14 protein-coding genes and 1 pseudogene are annotated in these 18,318 nt (G+C 57.4%); 2 read left to right on the top strand and 13 right to left on the bottom strand.

All coding sequences use genetic code 11. The features are described 5' to 3' along the window. Nucleotides 1–327: 327 nt before the first annotated feature. The 5 genes from CFBP5473_RS06745 to CFBP5473_RS06765 all read right to left on the bottom strand — a co-directional run bounded on the left by CFBP5473_RS06745 (nucleotide 328) and on the right by CFBP5473_RS06765 (nucleotide 9,301). Nucleotides 328–4,137: a vitamin B12-dependent ribonucleotide reductase gene (locus CFBP5473_RS06745; protein ID WP_027673426.1), complete on the bottom strand. Its 3,810-nt coding sequence runs from the start codon at nucleotides 4,135–4,137 to the stop codon at nucleotides 328–330. A 686-nt stretch (nucleotides 4,138–4,823) separates the two neighbouring features. Beyond that, the gene (locus CFBP5473_RS06750; RefSeq protein ID WP_037170601.1) at nucleotides 4,824–5,867 is read right to left on the bottom strand and encodes an ADP-ribosylglycohydrolase family protein; all 1,044 of its coding nucleotides are present in this window, start codon (nucleotides 5,865–5,867) and stop codon (nucleotides 4,824–4,826) included. A 198-nt stretch (nucleotides 5,868–6,065) separates the two neighbouring features. After that, nucleotides 6,066–6,563: a xanthine phosphoribosyltransferase gene (gene gpt / locus CFBP5473_RS06755; RefSeq protein ID WP_027673425.1), complete on the bottom strand. Its 498-nt coding sequence runs from the start codon at nucleotides 6,561–6,563 to the stop codon at nucleotides 6,066–6,068. Nucleotides 6,564–6,803: 240 nt separating this feature from the next. Further along, nucleotides 6,804–7,694: a GGDEF domain-containing protein gene (locus tag CFBP5473_RS06760; RefSeq protein WP_051441115.1), complete on the bottom strand. Its 891-nt coding sequence runs from the start codon at nucleotides 7,692–7,694 to the stop codon at nucleotides 6,804–6,806. A gap of 194 nt (nucleotides 7,695–7,888) precedes the next feature. Beyond that, nucleotides 7,889–9,301, bottom strand: a complete 1,413-nt coding sequence (locus tag CFBP5473_RS06765) for an aminotransferase-like domain-containing protein (protein ID WP_027673424.1) — start codon at nucleotides 9,299–9,301, stop codon at nucleotides 7,889–7,891. Nucleotides 9,302–9,392: 91 nt separating this feature from the next. Here CFBP5473_RS06765 and CFBP5473_RS06770 point away from each other — a divergent pair, with 91 nt between their 5' ends. Next, a complete protein-coding gene (locus tag CFBP5473_RS06770) occupies nucleotides 9,393–9,698 on the top strand; it encodes a DUF1127 domain-containing protein (RefSeq protein ID WP_027673423.1) in 306 nt (101 codons plus the stop codon). Nucleotides 9,699–9,779: 81 nt separating this feature from the next. On the opposite strand, the gene CFBP5473_RS06775 is transcribed toward CFBP5473_RS06770, so the two are convergent. From CFBP5473_RS06775 to purC, 4 genes are read right to left on the bottom strand one after another with little or no spacing between them, the layout of a single operon-like run. Continuing rightward, nucleotides 9,780–10,190: a hypothetical protein gene (locus CFBP5473_RS06775; RefSeq protein ID WP_037170600.1), complete on the bottom strand. Its 411-nt coding sequence runs from the start codon at nucleotides 10,188–10,190 to the stop codon at nucleotides 9,780–9,782. Nucleotides 10,191–10,250: 60 nt separating this feature from the next. Continuing rightward, nucleotides 10,251–10,922 carry a phosphoribosylformylglycinamidine synthase subunit PurQ gene (gene purQ, locus CFBP5473_RS06780; RefSeq protein ID WP_027673421.1) on the bottom strand — a complete coding sequence of 224 codons (672 nt, stop codon included), beginning with the start codon at nucleotides 10,920–10,922 and terminating at the stop codon, nucleotides 10,251–10,253. A gap of 19 nt (nucleotides 10,923–10,941) precedes the next feature. After that, nucleotides 10,942–11,184 (bottom strand): phosphoribosylformylglycinamidine synthase subunit PurS, encoded by a 243-nt coding sequence (gene purS, locus CFBP5473_RS06785; RefSeq protein ID WP_027673420.1) that lies wholly within the window; start codon nucleotides 11,182–11,184, stop codon nucleotides 10,942–10,944. 17 nt (nucleotides 11,185–11,201) lie between these two features. Beyond that, on the bottom strand, nucleotides 11,202–11,966 hold the full coding sequence (purC, locus tag CFBP5473_RS06790) for a phosphoribosylaminoimidazolesuccinocarboxamide synthase (RefSeq protein WP_027673419.1): 765 nt from the start codon (nucleotides 11,964–11,966) through the stop codon (nucleotides 11,202–11,204). Between the two features lie 248 nt (nucleotides 11,967–12,214). Here purC and CFBP5473_RS25330 point away from each other — a divergent pair. Continuing rightward, nucleotides 12,215–12,448 (top strand): annotated as a pseudogene (locus CFBP5473_RS25330) (ATPase inhibitor subunit zeta); the annotation flags it as partial. Here the strand turns inward: CFBP5473_RS25330 and CFBP5473_RS06800 are convergent. From CFBP5473_RS06800 to rpe, 4 genes are all read right to left on the bottom strand, one after another. Next, nucleotides 12,414–15,119, bottom strand: a complete 2,706-nt coding sequence (locus CFBP5473_RS06800) for a sensor domain-containing protein (RefSeq protein WP_051441114.1) — start codon at nucleotides 15,117–15,119, stop codon at nucleotides 12,414–12,416. The pseudogene CFBP5473_RS25330 and the gene CFBP5473_RS06800 overlap by 35 nt on opposite strands. Before the next feature lie 146 nt (nucleotides 15,120–15,265). Continuing rightward, a complete protein-coding gene (locus CFBP5473_RS06805) occupies nucleotides 15,266–15,838 on the bottom strand; it encodes an alpha/beta hydrolase (RefSeq protein WP_027673417.1) in 573 nt (190 codons plus the stop codon). A gap of 251 nt (nucleotides 15,839–16,089) precedes the next feature. Next, the gene (gene purB, locus CFBP5473_RS06810; protein ID WP_027673416.1) at nucleotides 16,090–17,397 is read right to left on the bottom strand and encodes an adenylosuccinate lyase; all 1,308 of its coding nucleotides are present in this window, start codon (nucleotides 17,395–17,397) and stop codon (nucleotides 16,090–16,092) included. Between the two features lie 103 nt (nucleotides 17,398–17,500). Then, nucleotides 17,501–18,178, bottom strand: a complete 678-nt coding sequence (rpe, locus tag CFBP5473_RS06815) for a ribulose-phosphate 3-epimerase (protein WP_027673415.1) — start codon at nucleotides 18,176–18,178, stop codon at nucleotides 17,501–17,503. Nucleotides 18,179–18,318: the final 140 nt, after the last annotated feature.

An 18,318-nucleotide genomic window follows, 5' to 3' on the forward strand; every position in this document is an offset into this window, starting at 1 on the left:
CTCCCACAAGGGGAGAGATAAGGCGCGAGCCTCGCTGTTTGTGCATCTCCAGCGAACTTTGTAGAAGAAAATTTCGGCGGTACGACTGGGTTACCTCTCCCCTTGTGGGAGAGGAAGAAAAATCATGATCTTAGCTTCAGCTAAGTCTTAGATTTTTCAGGTGAGGGGTGGGCTTCTTGCACTGAGGAGTGTGTAAGACACTGCTTAGTGTTTTCGGATTGCCTTCAAGGAAACCAACAGCTATTCCCCCGCACGAAAAAGCCCGAGGTTTTTCTCCTCGGGCTTCTTTTCTTAGGGCAACAGATCCATCACTCGCTTAGCCTACACTCAGCTGCAACCACTCGTCGCACCACAAGTATCGCACTTCTCGCAAGTCCCATTCCGAACCATCGTGAAGTTCTGGCACTCGGAGCACATGTTGCCCGTGTAACCCTGCGCAATGGAGCGCATGCGGCGTTCGTTTTCTACCTTTTTGGCTTCCGTCTTGGCAGAGGCGGCGTCTGCTGCTGCCTTGTCGGAGAAGAGAGCTGTCGCGGCCTGTTCGGATTCGGTGGCGAGGGCCTCTTCTGCGATTTCCTCGGCCAGTTCCTTGGCGCGCTCCTCGTAGTCACGCTTGAAGGCGACGACTTCCGAGGTGGAGGCGGCGATGGCCGGTTCCAGCTTGCGGGCGGCGTTGCCGGAGATCGAGGTTACGTTGCCGGAGGCGCGGGCGGGGGCGGCGGTTGCGGAACCTTTTGGCTCGGAGCCGGAGCGTTCGCCAGCGGTGCTGGAAACGAGCGTTGGCTTGTAACCGCGGGTCCAGCCGGTGGAGAGCAGGTTGGTTTTGCCTTCCTGAATGCCCTTGCCGAGTGCCGTGTTGGAGAAATCCGACGTATCGACATGCGCCAGATCGTGACGGCCGAGGTAGGAGACGGCGAGTTCGCGGAACACGTAGTCGAGGATCGACGTGGCATTCTTGATCGCATCGTTGCCGATGACCATGCCGGCAGGCTCGAACTTGGTGAAGGTGAAGGCCTCCACATATTCTTCCAGCGGCACGCCATATTGCAGGCCGAGCGAGATGGCGATGGCGAAGTTGTTCATCATCGCACGGAAAGCAGCGCCTTCCTTGTGCATATCGATGAAGATTTCGCCGAGGCGGCCATCACCGAATTCACCGGTGCGAAGGTAGACCTTGTGTCCACCGACAGCAGCCTTCTGGGTGTAGCCCTGACGGCGGTTCGGCAGCTTTTCGCGCTCGCGGCTGACGCGTTCGACCACACGCTCGATGATCTTTTCGGTCAGCGTAACGGCCTGTGCGGCCTGTGGCTGAGCGATCAGCTCTTCGATTGCGTCTTCGTCATCCTCGTCTTCCACCAGCGATGCGTTGAGCGGCTGGGACAGCTTGGAGCCATCGCGGTAGAGAGCGTTGGCCTTCAGAGCCAGCTTCCACGACAGCATGTAGGCTGCGCCGCAATCTTCCACCGTCGCATCGTTCGGCATGTTGATGGTCTTGGAAATCGCACCCGAGATGAAAGGCTGGGCAGCCGCCATCATGCGGATGTGGGATTCGACCGAGAGGTAACGCTTGCCGATCTTGCCGCATGGGTTGGCGCAATCGAAGACTGGCAGATGCTCTTCCTTCAGGAACGGTGCGCCTTCCAGCGTCATCGCGCCGCAGACGTGAACGTTCGCCGCTTCGATGTCCTTCTTGCCGAAGCCGAGATGCTCCAGCAGATTGAAGCTCATGTCGGAGAGCTGCTCGTTGGAAACCTTCAGCGTGTCCTTCAGGAAGTCCGCGCCGAGTGTCCACTGGTTGAAGACGAACTTGATGTCGAAGGCGGATTTCAGCGCGCCGTTGACGGCTTCGATCTTCTCATCCGTAAAGCCCTTGGCCTTCAGCGAGCCAGGGTTGATGCCGGGTGCCTGGTTGAGATTGCCGTGGCCGACTGCGTAAGCTTCGATTTCGGCGATCTGGCTTTCGGAGTAACCGAGCGAGCGGAGCGATTCTGGTACTGCGCGGTTGATGATCTTGAAGTAGCCGCCGCCAGCGAGCTTCTTGAACTTCACCAGAGCGAAGTCAGGCTCGATGCCGGTGGTGTCGCAATCCATGACGAGGCCGATCGTGCCTGTCGGCGCGATAACGGTGGTCTGGGCGTTGCGGTAGCCGTGCTGTTCGCCAAGCTCCAGAGCCTTGTCCCATGCGGCAACGGCGTGGGTGATGAGGTCCTGATCCGTGCAATCTGCATGGATGAGCGGAACCGGGTTTACCGACAGGCCTTCGTAACCATAGGCCAGACCTTGCGCGGCGCGGCGGTGGTTGCGGATGACGCGCAGCATGTTGTCACGGTTCGGCGCAAAGCCCGGGAAGGGGCCGAGTTCGCCAGCCATTTCAGCGGACGTTGCGTAGGAAACGCCGGTCATGATTGCGGTGAGGGCACCGGCAATGGCACGGCCTTCATCGCTGTCATAAGGAATGCCGGAGGACATCAGCAGGCCGCCGATATTGGCGTAGCCGAGGCCGAGCGTGCGGTACTCGTAAGAGAGTTCCGCAATCTGGCGGGATGGGAACTGCGCCATCATGACCGAGACTTCGAGAACCATCGTCCACAGGCGGACGGCATGCTCGTAATCGGCAATGTTGATGTTCTTGGTGGCGGCGTCCTTGAACTGGATGAGGTTCAGCGAAGCAAGGTTGCAGGCCGTGTCATCCAGGAACATGTATTCCGAGCAGGGGTTGGATGCGCGGATGGGGCCAGCGGCTGGCGAGGTGTGCCAGTCGTTCATGGTGGTGTTGAAGTGCAGGCCCGGATCGGCAGATGCCCATGCGGCATGCGAAATCTTTTCCCACAGGTCGCGGGCCTTCAGCGTCTTCATGACGCGGCCATCGCGGCGTGCGGTCAGGTTCCAGTCGCCGTCATTTTCAACTGCGCGCAGGAAGTCATCCTTCAGTGACACGGAGTTGTTGGAGTTCTGGCCGGACACCGTGAGGTAAGCTTCCGAATCCCAATCCGTGTCGTAGGTCTTGAATTCGATATCCTTGTAGCCCTGCTGGGCGAACTGGATGACACGCTTGACGTAGTTTTCCGGAACCTGATCCTTCTTGGCAGCGCGGATTTCGCGCTTGAGGGCAGGGTTCTTGGCAGGGTCGAAGCAATCGCCGTTATCGGCTTCGCAATTGACGCAGGCCTTCATGATGGCCTTCAGGTGCTTGGCGACGATCTTGGAGCCGGTGACGAGAGCGGCAACCTTCTGCTCTTCGTTCACCTTCCAGTCGATGTAAGCTTCAATATCCGGGTGGTCGGCATCGACGACGACCATCTTGGCCGCGCGGCGCGTGGTGCCGCCGGACTTGATGGCGCCCGCTGCGCGGTCACCGATCTTGAGGAAGCTCATGAGGCCGGAGGACTTGCCGCCGCCGGACAGCTTTTCGCCTTCGCCGCGAAGATAAGAGAAGTTGGAGCCGGTGCCGGAGCCGTATTTGAACAGGCGCGCTTCACGCACCCACAGATCCATGATGCCGCCTTCGTTGACGAGGTCGTCTTCGACGGACTGGATGAAGCAGGCATGCGGCTGCGGATGCTCGTAAGCGGACTTGGACTTGGTCAGCTTGCCGGTGAAAGGGTCTACATAGAAGTGGCCCTGGCCGGGGCCATCGATGCCATAGGCCCAGTGCAGGCCGGTGTTGAACCACTGAGGGGAATTCGGCGCAACGCGCTGGGTGGCCAGCATGTAGGCAAGCTCATCGCGGAAGGCCAGCGCATCTTCTTCGGACGAGAAATACTTGCCCTTCCAGCCCCAATAGGTCCAGGTGCCAGCGAGACGGTCGAACACCTGACGCGCATCGATTTCGGAACCGTAACGCTCACCTTCCGGGATATCCTTCATAGCAGCCGTATCGGCAACGGAGCGCCACAGGAAGGACGGAACGTCGTTCTCTTCAACCTTTTTCAGAACCTTCGGAACGCCTGCCTTACGGAAATATTTCTGCGCCAGAACGTCGGTCGCAACCTGGCTAAACTGCGCCGGGACATCGATATCCGCGAGGCGGAACACGATGGAGCCGTCCGGATTCTTGATTTCGCTGACTGCCTTGCGGAAGTCGATTTCCGCGTAAGGCGACTGGCCGGGCTTCGTAAAGCGGCGTTCGATGCGCATCGTTTTGTCCTCGTCTTGGGCGCCCGTGAGCTGGGCGCAGAAATACGTTCCAGCTTCGCGCCTCGTTACGCGCAGCCGGTTGTTTTGCGATGTGTGGGTAACAAACATCCTTGGATGTTGTTCCCTTATCTCGTGGTGATTACGGCTGCAAGCATACTATATATAGTATTAACAGTTTGTTGCCGCCAGATCCCGCATCATATTTCGGCAACAAATTCAGCCCACAGACAGCCGTTAGCGCTCCACCCCCTCATGGTCGGAACGCAGGCAAACGCGTGAACTGAGACTTAAAAAGAACCGAAGGTGAAGCACCCGATTCCGTTGCTGCCGCAACATGAGGGTTACTTTTAGAAAACCTGCTGATTCCGTCAAGGCCTAGTTTGCAACCGAATATTAACCACAAGATATGGTGTGGATTGCTTGTGGAAAACGGGGAAAGAAAAACCCGCCATAAAATTCAGTGACTTGTCAGAAATTATTCAGCCTTCCCTTACGTATGCTTTCGTTACGTAGGGCAGAAAAATGCCGGTTTTGATGAAAAAATCGGTGTTGCCCGTACACCACAGAAAGGCTGAAGTTTCCACAACAGTTATGTGCCGATCCCACGATATGCGCTCTTTCCACAAAATGTAGTGGGAGGCTTGAACCTACCCACTTATTCTCTGCAAGGGTACCATCCCATGATACTACCAGCCGGGATAACGCGACGCCAAGATGTCGACTTTGCCACTCAGAACCGCAGTGAAATCTTCTGCAAGCGTCTGAATGACATCTCGCAACTCCACCTTTGTCGCCCATATCTCTGGCAGGTTCGAAGCTCCGTGAAGCGCGCCGACGATGTTACCGGTAATGGCTCCAGTGGAATCAGAATCTCCGCTGTGATTGACTGCCGCGACGATGGCTTCATAAGGCGTCTTCCCCGCCAACGCGCATAAAACTGAAATTCCCAGAGCTTCCTCAGCTACCCACCCTTCTCCAAGTTCAGGAAGGCGGAGTTGCCAGTTCGTCATTTTACTCAACTTCAAAGCATTCTTAATAGAGCTCTTAACTTCTTCCGCCCCATCCCTTTCGAGAAGTGGCATGGTGTTTTTTACGGCATCAATAAGGGTGTGACCGTCCGCGATGAAGTTGATGATGCTCGCCAACGCGCCAGAAGCGTATTGTGCAGAAGGGTGACCATGTGTTGTTGCTGCCGTCTGTGCGGCTAGGTCAAAAGTATAGGATGTGCCCGACTTAGAAAGGAATCCAAACGGTGCGTCACGCATGACCGTACCGCATCCCTTACTGTTATTTTGCGCCTTGTCTCCAAAAGGCATTTTTGTGCGAAGAGCCGAAAGGCAGGTTGCTCCTGGTGCCCGTCTAGCCCACAGGCGTTCGTTTGAAACAAGCCATCCGTCTATGTCATCGTTATTTGCCGAGGTTGAGAAATCAGCTTCCTGGGTTTGTAGCCAGCGGCGATAGGCGTGGTTCACGACTGAAGGAATGTGACATATGCCTTTGGTGTCGAAGCGAACTCCAGCTCTGATGAGACCTTCCACTGTAAAGAGCGTCATTTGTGTGTCGTCTGTGATCGCACCTACAACGCCATCGTACTCATGCAATTCCGTAATGCCGTCAGCGCCGTATTCCGCGTGGATACGTTCCTTTGAAAGGAACTCTACGGGTCCGCCAAGCGCGTCCCCACACGCGCCTCCTAGAAGGCATCCGTAAATACGATCATAAAGATTCATTGCTATTTACTATTGGTTGTGAAGTGATGAGCTGAAAATAATAGATATTCGGTTGTATCGGTACGGTCTAGCCTCCTCGATGCGAGAGACGCGTCGCTTCAAAAGAAAAGCTGATTACGATTCCGTTTAACTGTGACGATAAAACAGAAAAGGCCGCGCTAAGCGCAGCCTTTTGGTATCTTATCAGGTCGATCTGGATCAGCCCGGCGCACCCTTCGCAATCGGTTCCTGATAGGTGAAGCCCATGTCCCAGGGGAAGTAGATCCAGGTGTCCTGGCTGACTTCGGTGACGAAGGTGTCGATGGTGGGGACGCCGGTGGGTTTGGCGTAGACGCAGGCGAAGTGGGCCTTGGGCAGCATTTCGCGCACTTCGAGTGCGGTCTTGCCGGTGTCGGTCAGGTCGTCCACCACGAGGATGCCTTCGCCGTCCTTTTCGAGCAATTCCGGGGAGATTGCCTTGAGAAGAATGGTGTCGCCCTGGTTGACGTAGTCGTGGCGCGTGGCGATGCAGACGGTGTCGATGAGGCGGATGTTGAGTTCGCGGGAAATGATGGCTGCGGGCACGAGGCCGCCGCGCGTGATGCAGACGATGGCCTTGAACTCCTGGTTCAGGCCGGCAAGGCGCCAGGCCAGCGCGCGGGCATCACGGTGAAACTGATCCCAGGAAACGGGAAAGGCTTTATCGGGAAGGGACATTGGGTGTCTACCATCTGGTAAAAATTGCTGATGGCTTTGGCTAATAGCTTCAAGAATGCGCAAATTGCAAGCACATCTACTATCAAGGCCGCGATCTCCAAGGTTTAGAGCGATTTCTTTTTGAACGGAAAGGCTCTGCCGGGGGATTTCCGCCCGGCTCAATGGCAAACGGCTCGATCCTGGCTTGGGGCTTTCGCTGTTTTCCGGGTCTTAAACAGGGTTCGAAGGCGCAGATCCAGCCTAGATTTCCCGGTGGTCCTTATCCTGTTTCGGTCCGATGACGGTGTTTCTGCCAGCGCCCTTGGCTTGGTACAGGGCAGTATCGGCTCTGGAAAGCAGTTGCTGAAGCCGTTCGGAGGGTTGGGCTTCCACCACGCCGAAGCTGCAGGTGATGCGGCCATGGGGCAGGGGTTCCACATAGCTGGACTGGAAGGCAAGGCGCAGGCGCTCGGCAATGCTGAGCGCGGAGACGCCATCGGTGCGGGGAAGGACGAGGCAGAATTCCTCGCCGCCGATGCGGGCGGCCAGATCGTAAGGGCGGATTTGATCCTTGACCACTTCGCCGACGACCATCAGCACATTGTCACCCACCTCGTGGCCGTATTCGTCGTTGATCTTCTTGAAATTATCGAGGTCGAAGAGGATGAGGGACAGCGGCTCTCGCGCGCGGACGGATTGCGCTTGCAGCGCTGGGACCTGTTCCGTGAGCGAGCGGCGGTTGCCGAGGCCCGTGAGGAAGTCGGTCGTGGCCTGACGCTTGAGCTGCTTGGTGAGTTCTTCAACCTGAATGAGGGTGGACTTGGCGGATTCGGTGACCACGCCGATCTCGTCATTGCCGGGGGCGCGAAGCTTGAAGACGCCTTTGTCTTCCGGGTATTTTTTCAAAGCACCTGCCAGATGATTGAGCGGGCGGATGAAGCGCCACAGCGCATACAGGCAAACGCCGGTGCCGAGCAGGGTGGCGCCCAGAACGAGCGCGAAGACGGACATGGCGCTGGGCTCGAAACCGAGCGCCAGAAATGTGATGAGCGTGATGAGTGGAATGTGGACGCTGACGAAACAGACGACGAAAATCTTCGCAATCAAAGAGGTGCGAATACGCTGCGAAAAAGGCTGTCGTCTTGAATCCATACACTATCTTCCGTTCGTTCTTCGGCGTCGAGCGCATCCCGCGCCCTTATTCCCCTCACAAAAGCTCACATAATGCAGGCAGCTGCTACTTGCCACTCTGTGTTTCGATTGGTGCTTTTTTGTGAAGTGCTAATAGGAAGACAAAAAACTGGCACCTTTTCCGGCATTTCGAGAGAGGTTCAGCGTGATCACAGTCATTCGATACTGTCATAGGCCGAAGCGCCGTTGTCCAGCAGACGTCTGATGACGCCTAGTCCGTGCTGCAGTTCATCGCGCGTTTTGGGAAGCGAGAAACTGATCCTTACGCGGTGAAAAACCTTGTCCGTGCGCGCAGCCTTAAACTCGTCCTCATCATCCACGAAAACATTTTCGTTCATGGCCGCATTACGGAAAGTGCCGGATAGCCACGGCTCTGGCAGCTTGATCCAGGCGAAGGCAATTTCGGGTTCGGAGTTGAATTCCAGCCCGTTGAGCGCTGCTCTCAAAATGGCTTCGCGCGCGCGGATTTCCGTGATGCAATCCTTTCGGATTTCCGCTGCATCGCCGCTATTGACGAGGCGGGCGGAAAGCTCTGCCATAAGAAACGGCATGCCGCCGGTCAGCATCTTGTGGGCGATGCGAACGCGCCCGACAAAGTGGGCAGGGCAGGCGACCCAGCCGCCACGCAGACCGGCACCGACGGATTTCGAAAGGCCGCCGACGACGAAGCTGTGGTCTGGGGCGAATTCGGCCACAAGGGGAATGCCATCATTGCGCATCGCGCCATATAGCGTGTCTTCGATGATCCAGACATTATAGCGCCGTGCGATATCGGCAATGGCTTTGCGGCGTTCCAGCGGAAGGGTTGCGCAGGTCGGGTTTTGTGCCGATGACATGAGGAAGATCATCTTCGGGTGCTGTTGCGCGCAAACCCGTTCGAAATCATCCGGGACTATTCCATGTCCATCGATTTCGACCAGCGTTACGCGGCGGCCGCTGAGTGCTGCGGCTCGACTGACCTGAGAATAGGTCACGGGTTCGAAAACGATCCGGTCTCCCGGTGTCGTCATCGCGGTGATGACACTCATGACGGCGGCATGTGCGCCGAGAGTGGCAACGACTTCTTCCGGCTTGGGCAGCCATTCTCCGTAGGACAGCCATTTTACGCCAGCCTCGGCCCAGCCGGGAGGGTTGCCGCGCGTGTAATCGGCAATTTCCTGCGGGTGCTCCCTCATAATGTCGGCAATGTGCCTGTTGATGGTGGGTTGCTGCCCGACATTCGGGGCCGCGGTGCCATTCAGCAGGATATGACCGGCTGTCTCGGAGGTAACGCGAGTGCCACCGAAAGGTCCGTCCACGGCTTTCGGTCTGGCACTCTCGGACTTGCGGTCGTTGACGTAGGTTCCTCGCCCCACTTCGCCGCTGACCAGCCCGCGCTCGTGGATCAGCGAATAGGCGCGGCTGATCGTGCCGATTGTCACCCCTAGATCGAAAGCCAAATTTCGCTGCGGCGGCAATTTTGTGCCAGCGGCAAAGGTGCCGTCAGCAATCGCGGTTTCAATGCGGTCGGCAAGGCGCACGTAAATGGGGCCGGAGCCATCGGATAGATCGGGAAGCCAATTTGTCATGGTGACAATTTATGCATTGTATCTATTTCGGAGTCAAATGTATTCATTGTTGCGAAACATTGAAGGCCGCGGAAAGGCGGACAGGTGCAATATGCGCAAGTTGAATGAGTATCTCGTAACAATCGATACAATCTATCCCGATGGATATGAGCGGGAACGCGTTTTTCGCGATGCGGGCGACATGGTGGAAGCACAGCCATTTCCCGCCGTAAAGCCTCGCACCCTGATGGGCCGCCTCATATCGCCATTTGCGACATGGTTCGAGAAGCGTCGGTCGAGATTGTCTCTTCGCGAACTCACGCCTGAGCAGTTGCACGACATAGGATTATCGCGCTGTGAGACGACTGCGGAATTGGAGAAGGCTTACCTTCTGTCAGCGTTGAGACGGTCATTTTGAAGCGATTGGCAAGGCCTGATCGGCTTTGCTGAAGAAGCTCGCCGTGCCTGTCCCAACCGGCGCGGCGAGTTTTATTGGTGCTTACGAGCAGCCCTTGCCGCCATTGGCCCAGCGCTTCACGTCGGTTGCGATGCGGGCGGCGTGGCTGTCGTTCATCATCGGGCCGAAAGCATCGAGCTTTGCCGGGTTGCCTTCGGCGTGGACGACGAGCAGAGGCCTCGATTCCGGGCTGTTGCGCGGAACGACGAGAATGCGGGGGCGACCGGAGAAGGAGTTCAGCTCTGGCGCAAGGCGGTAGGCCTTGAAGGCGGGATCACCCGACTTGAACCAGCAGGCATTTGCGCCAAGCGCGATGCGCTCCATGACCGGCAGTGCCGCCTGGGATGTTGCGCTGGCTGCGGTTTTTTTCTCGGACTGGCAGGCGGCGAGAGAGAGTGCGATGAGGCCGAGGCCTGCGATATTGAGAACATTGCGAAGGGGCAGGCGGTTCATCGCTTCAATCCACTGGTACGAGATACAACAAAGCCGGTGTAACCCGGCTTCGTTAAATATTTACGCTGCGATGACGCCGAGAGCGGAGGCGAATATGCCGCGGCCATCCTTGCCGCCATGGGCAGCTTCGATGAGGTTTTCCGGGTGCGGCATCATGCCAAGCACGTTGCCCTTGGCGTTGACGACACCAGCGATATCGTTCAGCGAACCGTTCGGGTTGGTGCCTTCGGCGTAGCGGAACACGACCTGACCGTTATCTTCCAGTGCTTTCAGTTCATCCGCTTCAACGAAGTAGTTGCCGTCATGGTGAGCAACCGGCGAACGGATGATCTGGCCCTTGTCGTAGGCGCGGGTGAATTCGGTGTCGTTGTTGACGACTTCGAGCTTCACTTCGCGGCAGACGAATTTGAGCGAGGTGTTGCGCATCAGCGCGCCGGGCAGCATGCCAGCTTCGACCAGAATCTGGAAGCCGTTGCAGACGCCGATGACCTTGACGCCAGCTTCCGCCTTTTCGCGGATGGCCTGCATGACGGGCATGCGGGCGGCGATAGCGCCACAGCGAAGGTAATCGCCGTAAGAAAAGCCGCCGGGAATGACGATCAGATCGACATCCGGGATCTGCGTTTCCGTCTGCCAGATGGTAACGGGCGCCTGACCGGAAATCTTCGTCAACGCCGCGATCATGTCACGGTCGCGATTGAGGCCAGGAAGCTGGACGACTGCGGATTTCATGGGCGCATGGCTCCCGATCTTAGAGGATGGCGATGGAGTAGTTTTCGATGACGGTGTTGGCGAGAAGCTTTTCGCACATCGCCTTCAGGTCGGCTTCAGCCTTTGCCTTGTCGCTAGCATTGAGTTCGAGGTCGAACACCTTGCCCTGACGGACCTGGCCGACGCCATCGAAACCGAGGCTACCGAGCGCGCCTTCGATTGCCTTACCCTGCGGATCGAGAACGCCGTTCTTCAGCGTAACAGTCACCCGTGCCTTGATCACCTGAAACTCTCCTGATTTCACTTGACGAGAACCGGGCCGGTGCCGCGGATCGGTTCATTTTCATTGATGATGCCGAGACGACGCGCGACTTCCGAATAGGCCTCTACAAGCCCACCCATATCGCGGCGGAAACGGTCCTTGTCCATCTTTTCCTGCGTCTCGATATCCCAGAGGCGGCAGCTATCCGGCGAGATTTCATCGGCCAGGATGATGCGCATCATATCGCCTTCGAACAGGCGACCGCACTCGATCTTGAAATCGACCAGCTGAATGCCGACGCCGAGGAAAAGACCGGAGAGGAAATCGTTGACGCGGATGGCGAGCGCCATGATGTCGTCCAGCTCGGCAGGGTTGGCCCAGCCGAAAGCGGTGATGTGCTCTTCGGAAACCATCGGGTCTTCCAGCGCATCCGACTTGTAATAGAACTCGATGATCGAGCGCGGCAGCACCACGCCCTCGTCAATGCCAAGGCGCTTGGACAGCGAGCCGGCGGCGACATTGCGCACGACGACTTCGAGCGGGATCATCTCCACTTCCTTGATCAACTGCTCGCGCATGTTCAGGCGGCGGATGAAGTGGGTGGGAATGCCGATCTTGTTCAGATGGGTGAAGACATATTCCGAAATTCGGTTGTTCAGAACGCCCTTGCCATCGATGACTTCGTGTTTCTTCTTGTTGAAGGCGGTGGCATCGTCCTTGAAGAACTGGATGAGAGTTCCTGGCTCTGGACCCTCATAAAGGATCTTGGCCTTGCCTTCGTAAATACGGCGGCGACGATTCATAATGACAGATCTCTTATTTTAGCGCCGATGCTTTTGGCGGTCGTTTCGGTTCTTGAAGCGGTCCCATAACGGAAAAGAAGCAATTCCACAATGCGGCTGCGCTGGCTTGTTCTCAATTCTCCCATTTGTTTTTGGCTTCTTCGATGGGGCTGAAGTGAAGTTACGCTTTTTCAACAGTTTTATTTTATAAGAAAACTGTCCCATTCAAGAGGACGCAAATAATGTTAGAGTAAAACAGGGGCTTAAAAATGGTTACTCTCAAAGAACGTGGTAAAGCATTAGAAAACATTTATTTTCACGACGAGGAAGCCACCTTCCGCGTGCAGGCCATGCGCAACAAGCTGATTGGCCTGTGGGCAGCGGCCTTGATGAACAAGGACGATGCCAATTCCTACGCCAATGAAGTGGTGTCTACGTCCGTGGAACACAATACTCCCGATGCGGTTTTCAACAAGCTGCACGATGATTTCGCCAAGGCCGGGATTGCGGTTCTGGATGCCAGCATTCACGAGCGGATGAGCGAGCTTCTGCGCTGTGCGGCGGACGACCTTCGCAACGGTCTGTCCAGCTACGGAACCAAGATGGCGTCCTGAACTCGCACTTCAGAACGGTCAGTTTCGGCGCTTTGGCCCGAAGGGGCGGGGTGAGGGCAGCGGCCCTCCACGCCTGCGACTCGACAAAGGCCGGAACCTTGTCCCGCGGCAGCGGACGGCATAACGCAAAGCCTTGCAGGGAGTCGCACGCGACGGCCTGCAAGATCCTGATGTGTTCCGCCGTCTCCACGCCTTCCGCCACAACTTTGATGCCCAGCGAATGGCCGATATCGATGATCGAGCTCAGGAGCTTTCGTTGTTCCGTCGACTGCGGCGCGAGGCGAACCAGCTCCCGATCTACTTTCAAAGTGTTGGGATTTACTTTGAGAAGGCTGATGATGGAGGCATGGCCGGTGCCGAAATCATCGATCTCGATATCGATGCCAAGATCACGCAGCTTCTGAAGATTGGCGATGGCAACCTCGTTGCTGTCATCCAGAAAAATCGATTCCAGCAGTTCGAAGGACAGTGTGCCGGGCTCGATTTCCAGCCCGTCCAAGGTCTTCAACAGCGATGGATCATGCAGGCGGCGGGCGGAAACGTTGACCGAAACCTTCGGCACCGCGATGCCCTGCGCGCGCCATGAGCGGAAATCCCGCAGCGCCTTTTCCAGAATGGTGGCATCGATGGTGGCCACGGCATCCAGATCCTCCGCCACCGCCAGAAACCGGTCCGGGGTGAGGATGCCTTCGACCGGATGCTGCCAGCGTACCAGCGTCTCGACGCCGGTAATATCCAGTGTGAGCGCATCGAACTGGAACTGGTAATAGGGCACGAACTCGTCACGCTCGAGCGCGATCAGGATTTCATCAGAAATGCGCTTGGTATTGACCAGCCAGTCCTGCTTATCCGCGGAGAAGAACTCATAGCGGTTTCGCCCACGCTTCTTGGCATTATAGAGAGCGATATCGGCGTTGAGCAGGATCTGCTTGTAATCGATCTGCTGGCCAATGCCGCAGGCAATGCCGATGCTGGCGCCGAAGCGGCATTCGTGGCCTTCATGCATGACCGGCTTGCGCAAATCCCGGATCAGCCGGTCGGCCATCATTGCCAGTTTGCGCATGCTGCCGGTGAATGGCGAGAGAAGCACGAACTCATCCCCGCCGATACGCGCGACGAATTCGCCGGGTTTCAGGCTGCGGGTCAGAAGCTCGGCAACATGTTTCAGCATCATGTCACCGGTACGGTGACCGAGCGTATCGTTGATCTGCTTGAAGCGATCCAGATCGATATGGAGAACGCCTATGCCCGGATCGCCCTCCTCGCGATCCCGCATCAGCCTGCCCAGCTTTTCGTCGAGATAGCGGCGGTTCGGCAAGTCCGTCAGGTAATCGTGCAGTGCGTTGTGCTCGATACGGTCTTTTGCCGCCTCCAGCTCCGCGTTGCGCGCTTCGGCCAGCGTTTTGGCACGCTCCAACTCGTTGCGAAGCAGAACATCATGCGTGACATCCCAGTTCACGCCGATCATCTTGTGACGACCATCGATGTCTATGAAGGGCAGCGAGCGCGCCCGGATATGGCGAATGCCGCCATCTGGAAGGACGATGCGGTAATCGTCACTGAAGGGCTGGAGCGTGTTGATCTGGTTCCATGCGTTTGCCGACACCCGTTCCAGATCGTCGGGGTGAACGAGCGTTTCCCACAGACCGCCGACGATGATCGGCGTGTTCTGCTCGATGCCGAAAATCTCGTACATCCGCTCATCCCAGGTGGTGACACGGGTTTCGAAGTCTACTTCGAAGACGCCGACCTGCGATGCGTCCAGCGCCAGCTTGAAGTGGCGCGACACGCGTTCCAGATCATGCTCTGTGGCCTTGCGCTGGGAGATATCCGTATCCGTGCCGACGATGCGTAGCGGCTTGCCGTTTTCATCGCGCTCTATGCAGGCGCCGCGACATTCTATCCATACCCACTGGCCATCCTTATGCCGCTCGCGATACTGGAAGACGGAATAAGCAGGGTCGCCCGCATTCTGCCGCTCGATGCAGTGAAGCGTGTGATCGCGATCATCCGGGTGAAGCGTGGCGAGCCACTTCTCGCGGTCGCTTTCGATCTGGTCCTGAACCGTCATGCCGCGAATGGCGCGCCATGTTTCAGAACCGTAGAGCTCGCCCTTTACGAGATCATTATCCCAGACGCCGGAAAGCGAGCTGACGAGGGCGCTGTTCCACCGGCTTTCGCGCAGAGCGATTTCCTTCTCGCGTTCGCGCTGCCCGGTGATATCGGTAAACTGGGCAAGATAGAGATCGGGCAGGTTGGGGCAGTGGCCGATGCTGAGAATGGCGTAGCAATCATCGCAGAAGGGTGCGCCGAGGCGCAGTTCGATAGACTTCGGCGCGGTCTGCGCGATGTCCTTCAGAAATGCCTCAAGCGCGTTGCGCTCCGACTCCGGAACGAGGTCTGCTATGTTTTCCGGGTGGGCGAAAAGCTGCGGAAAACCCAGCTCGTCAGGCACAAAGGCTATGCTGCCGTCCGGCCCCATGAGGAGCGCAGGAACAGGAAGGGCATTTAAAAAGTCTTTTGGCAACACGTCTTTGGTCACGCGATCCTGCCATATCATGCATTGAAAAATCCGGCGGCACACCAATGCCCCCTACAAATTTATTGGGCATTGTTACAGGTTTGGCCACACGTTTAAAGAGACGTGCGGAAATTTATTCACTGCAAGCGGTGGTCGTGGTTAGCGAAAGCCTTAATATTTCGCCTTCAATCGCTAAATCCGGGAGGCGGCTGAAGCCGGCTCAGGAACTGTGCGAAAACCATGGTTCCTTCCGGCCAGGGACCGTGGCCCGACTCGCTGTTGATGTGGCCGGACATGCCAGCGTCGATGAGTAGCGAACCCCATGCTGCGGCAATGTCATCGGCGTGTTCATACGAACCGAAGGGATCATTGCGGCTGGCGATGGTTATGGTCGGGAAGGGCAGCGGATCGCGCGGATACGGGCCGAAAGTCATGAGGTGCTTCGGGCGGATTTCCGAATTGGCGACATCCGGCGGGGCGACGAACATGGCACCCGCCACCTTGCTGGCAATTTGCGGCAGGGCGTGGATGACGGTCGGCACACCCAGCGAATGGGCAACGAGCACAACAGGCTTCGTGGAGGCATTCACCTCCTCCACAAGACGCTGAACCCAATCTTCCTTGACCGGCTTGGACCACTCCGCCTGCTCCACGCGGCGCGCTGTGGAGAGCTTCTCCTGCCAGCGGCTCTGCCAGTGGTCGGGGCCGGAATTGGTGTAACCGGGAACGATGAGGATTTCTGCTTCTGACGCTTTCATGCCGCTTATCTTGGTGTGGTGGTGGGGGGAATCAAGGTGTTGCGGCAAGACCCGAACCCCTCACTTGCGATTTCTAACACTTAGCCTTTGGCTAAGATGTTGAAATCACTTTCTCTCCCACAAGGGGAGAGATAAGGCGTGTGCCGCGCCGCTTGCGCCTTTTCCTCTCCCCCTGTGGGAGAGGATAGAAAACCTCGATCTTCGCGAAGCGAAGTCCTAGGTTTTCTTGGTGAGGGGTCTGCTGTTAGGTTTCAAGCCTGACCGAAAACCCGCGTGAAAATCGTATCGACATGCTTGGTGTGATAACCAAGGTCGAATTTTTCGCGGATGGTTTCCTCTGGCAGTGCCGCGCGGACTTCTTCATCGCCCAGCAGTTCCTCAAGGAAGTCCTTGCCTTCCTCCCAAACCTTCATCGCATTGCGCTGGACGAGGCGATAGCTGTCTTCGCGGGAGACTCCAGCCTGCGTCAGCGCCAGGAGAACGCGCTGGGAATGAACGAGGCCGCGGAATTTGTTCATGTTCTTCAACATGTTGTCCGGGTAGATGACCAGCTTTTCGATGACGCCTGCCAGACGGTTCAGGGCGAAGTCCAGCGTGACGGTGGTATCCGGGCCGATGGCGCGTTCCACGGAGGAGTGGCTGATATCGCGCTCGTGCCACAGCGCGACGTTTTCCATGGCCGGGACGACGGACATGCGCACGAGGCGTGCAAGGCCGGTGAGGTTTTCCGTCAGAACCGGGTTGCGCTTGTGCGGCATGGCGGAAGAGCCCTTCTGGCCCGGAGAGAAGAACTCTTCGGCTTCCAGAACTTCCGTGCGCTGCATGTGGCGGATTTCGATGGCGACGTTTTCGATGGACGAGGCGATGACGCCGAGCGTTGCGAAGAACATGGCGTGACGGTCACGCGGGATGACCTGTGTGGAAACCGGCTCCGGTGCCAGACCAAGCGCTTTGCAGACATGCTCTTCGACCGATGGGTCGATATTGGCGAAGGTGCCAATTGCGCCGGAGATGGCGCCTGTTGCGATTTCTGTGCGGGCCGCGACAAGGCGGGCGCGGTTGCGATCCATCTCGGCATAGAAGCGCGCGAAAGTCAGGCCCATCGTTGTCGGCTCGGCATGGATGCCGTGGCTGCGACCGATGCGCACCGTGTTCTTGTGCTCGAAAGCGCGTGTCTTTAGCGCATTGAGAACGCGGTCCATATCCGCAATCAGAAGATCTGCGGCGCGCACCAGCTGAATGTTCAGCGTGGTATCGAGAACGTCCGACGATGTCATGCCCTGATGGATGAAGCGCGAGTCCGGGCCGACGAATTCTGCCAGATGCGTGAGGAAGGCAATGACATCATGCTTGGTGACGGCCTCGATCTCATCGATGCGTGCAACGTCGAACTCGGCTGCGCCGCCCTTTTCCCAGATGGTCTTTGCAGCTTCCTTCGGAATGACGCCGATTTCCGCCAGCGCATCGCAGGCATGCGCCTCGATTTCGAACCAGATGCGGAACTTGGTTTCCGGCGACCAGATAGCGACCATTTCCGGGCGGGAATAACGAGGGATCATGGCAAAGGCCTTCTTGATGGAGAAATTTGGTGTCCGTTTAGCAAAGTGTTCCGGCAATCTCAACGGATTGTGGATATCAGCGCCAAACTGGTAAATGGCCGCCTCAGGCGCGACCGCTTTCGGCGGCTGCACGAACGGCGCTGACGGTCTTGCGGTAATCTTCCGCGCCATCGCCCTTGAAGACGGCGGAGCCTGCAACGAGCACATTGGCACCGGCGGCAATGGCGCTGCCAGCGGTTTCGATGGTGATGCCGCCGTCCACTTCCAGTTCGATGGGTCTATCACCGATAAGGGACTTCGCCGCGCGGATCTTGTCCAGCATGGCCGGAATGAACTTCTGGCCGCCGAAGCCGGGATTGACGCTCATGATGAGAATGAGATCGACGTCATCCAGAACGTTTTCCAGCACGGAAAGCGGCGTCGCCGGATTGAGCGTGACGCCGACTTTCTTGCCGAGCGAGCGAATGGTTTGCAGCGAGCGGTGCAGGTGCGGACCGGCTTCCGCATGAACGGTGATGCCATCGCAGCCAGCCTTGGCGAAAGCCTCAAGATAGGGATCGGCAGGCGCGATCATCAGATGGCAATCGAAAAAGGCCATGCTGTGCGGGCGCAGTGCCTTGATGACATCCGGGCCGAAGGAGATGTTCGGAACGAAATGGCCATCCATCACATCCAGATGAATCCAGTCCGCGCCCGCCGCCGTGACATCCGCGACCTCCTGGCCAAGCTTCGCGAAATTGGCGGCAAGAATGGATGGGGCGATCCGGACGGGAAGGGACATCTGCAAAAGCTCCTGTTAGGCAAGGCGATGCTGGGCTTAGAGTCTGTTTGGAAACTCGGCGGCGGAGAGCCGGGGAATGATTTTTGTGTTCTGCAAGAAGAAGATCGTAGGCGATATCCGTTGATATCGACAAGATTTTC

It is taken from the genome of Agrobacterium larrymoorei (assembly GCF_005145045.1).
Lineage (GTDB): Bacteria > Pseudomonadota > Alphaproteobacteria > Rhizobiales > Rhizobiaceae > Agrobacterium > Agrobacterium larrymoorei.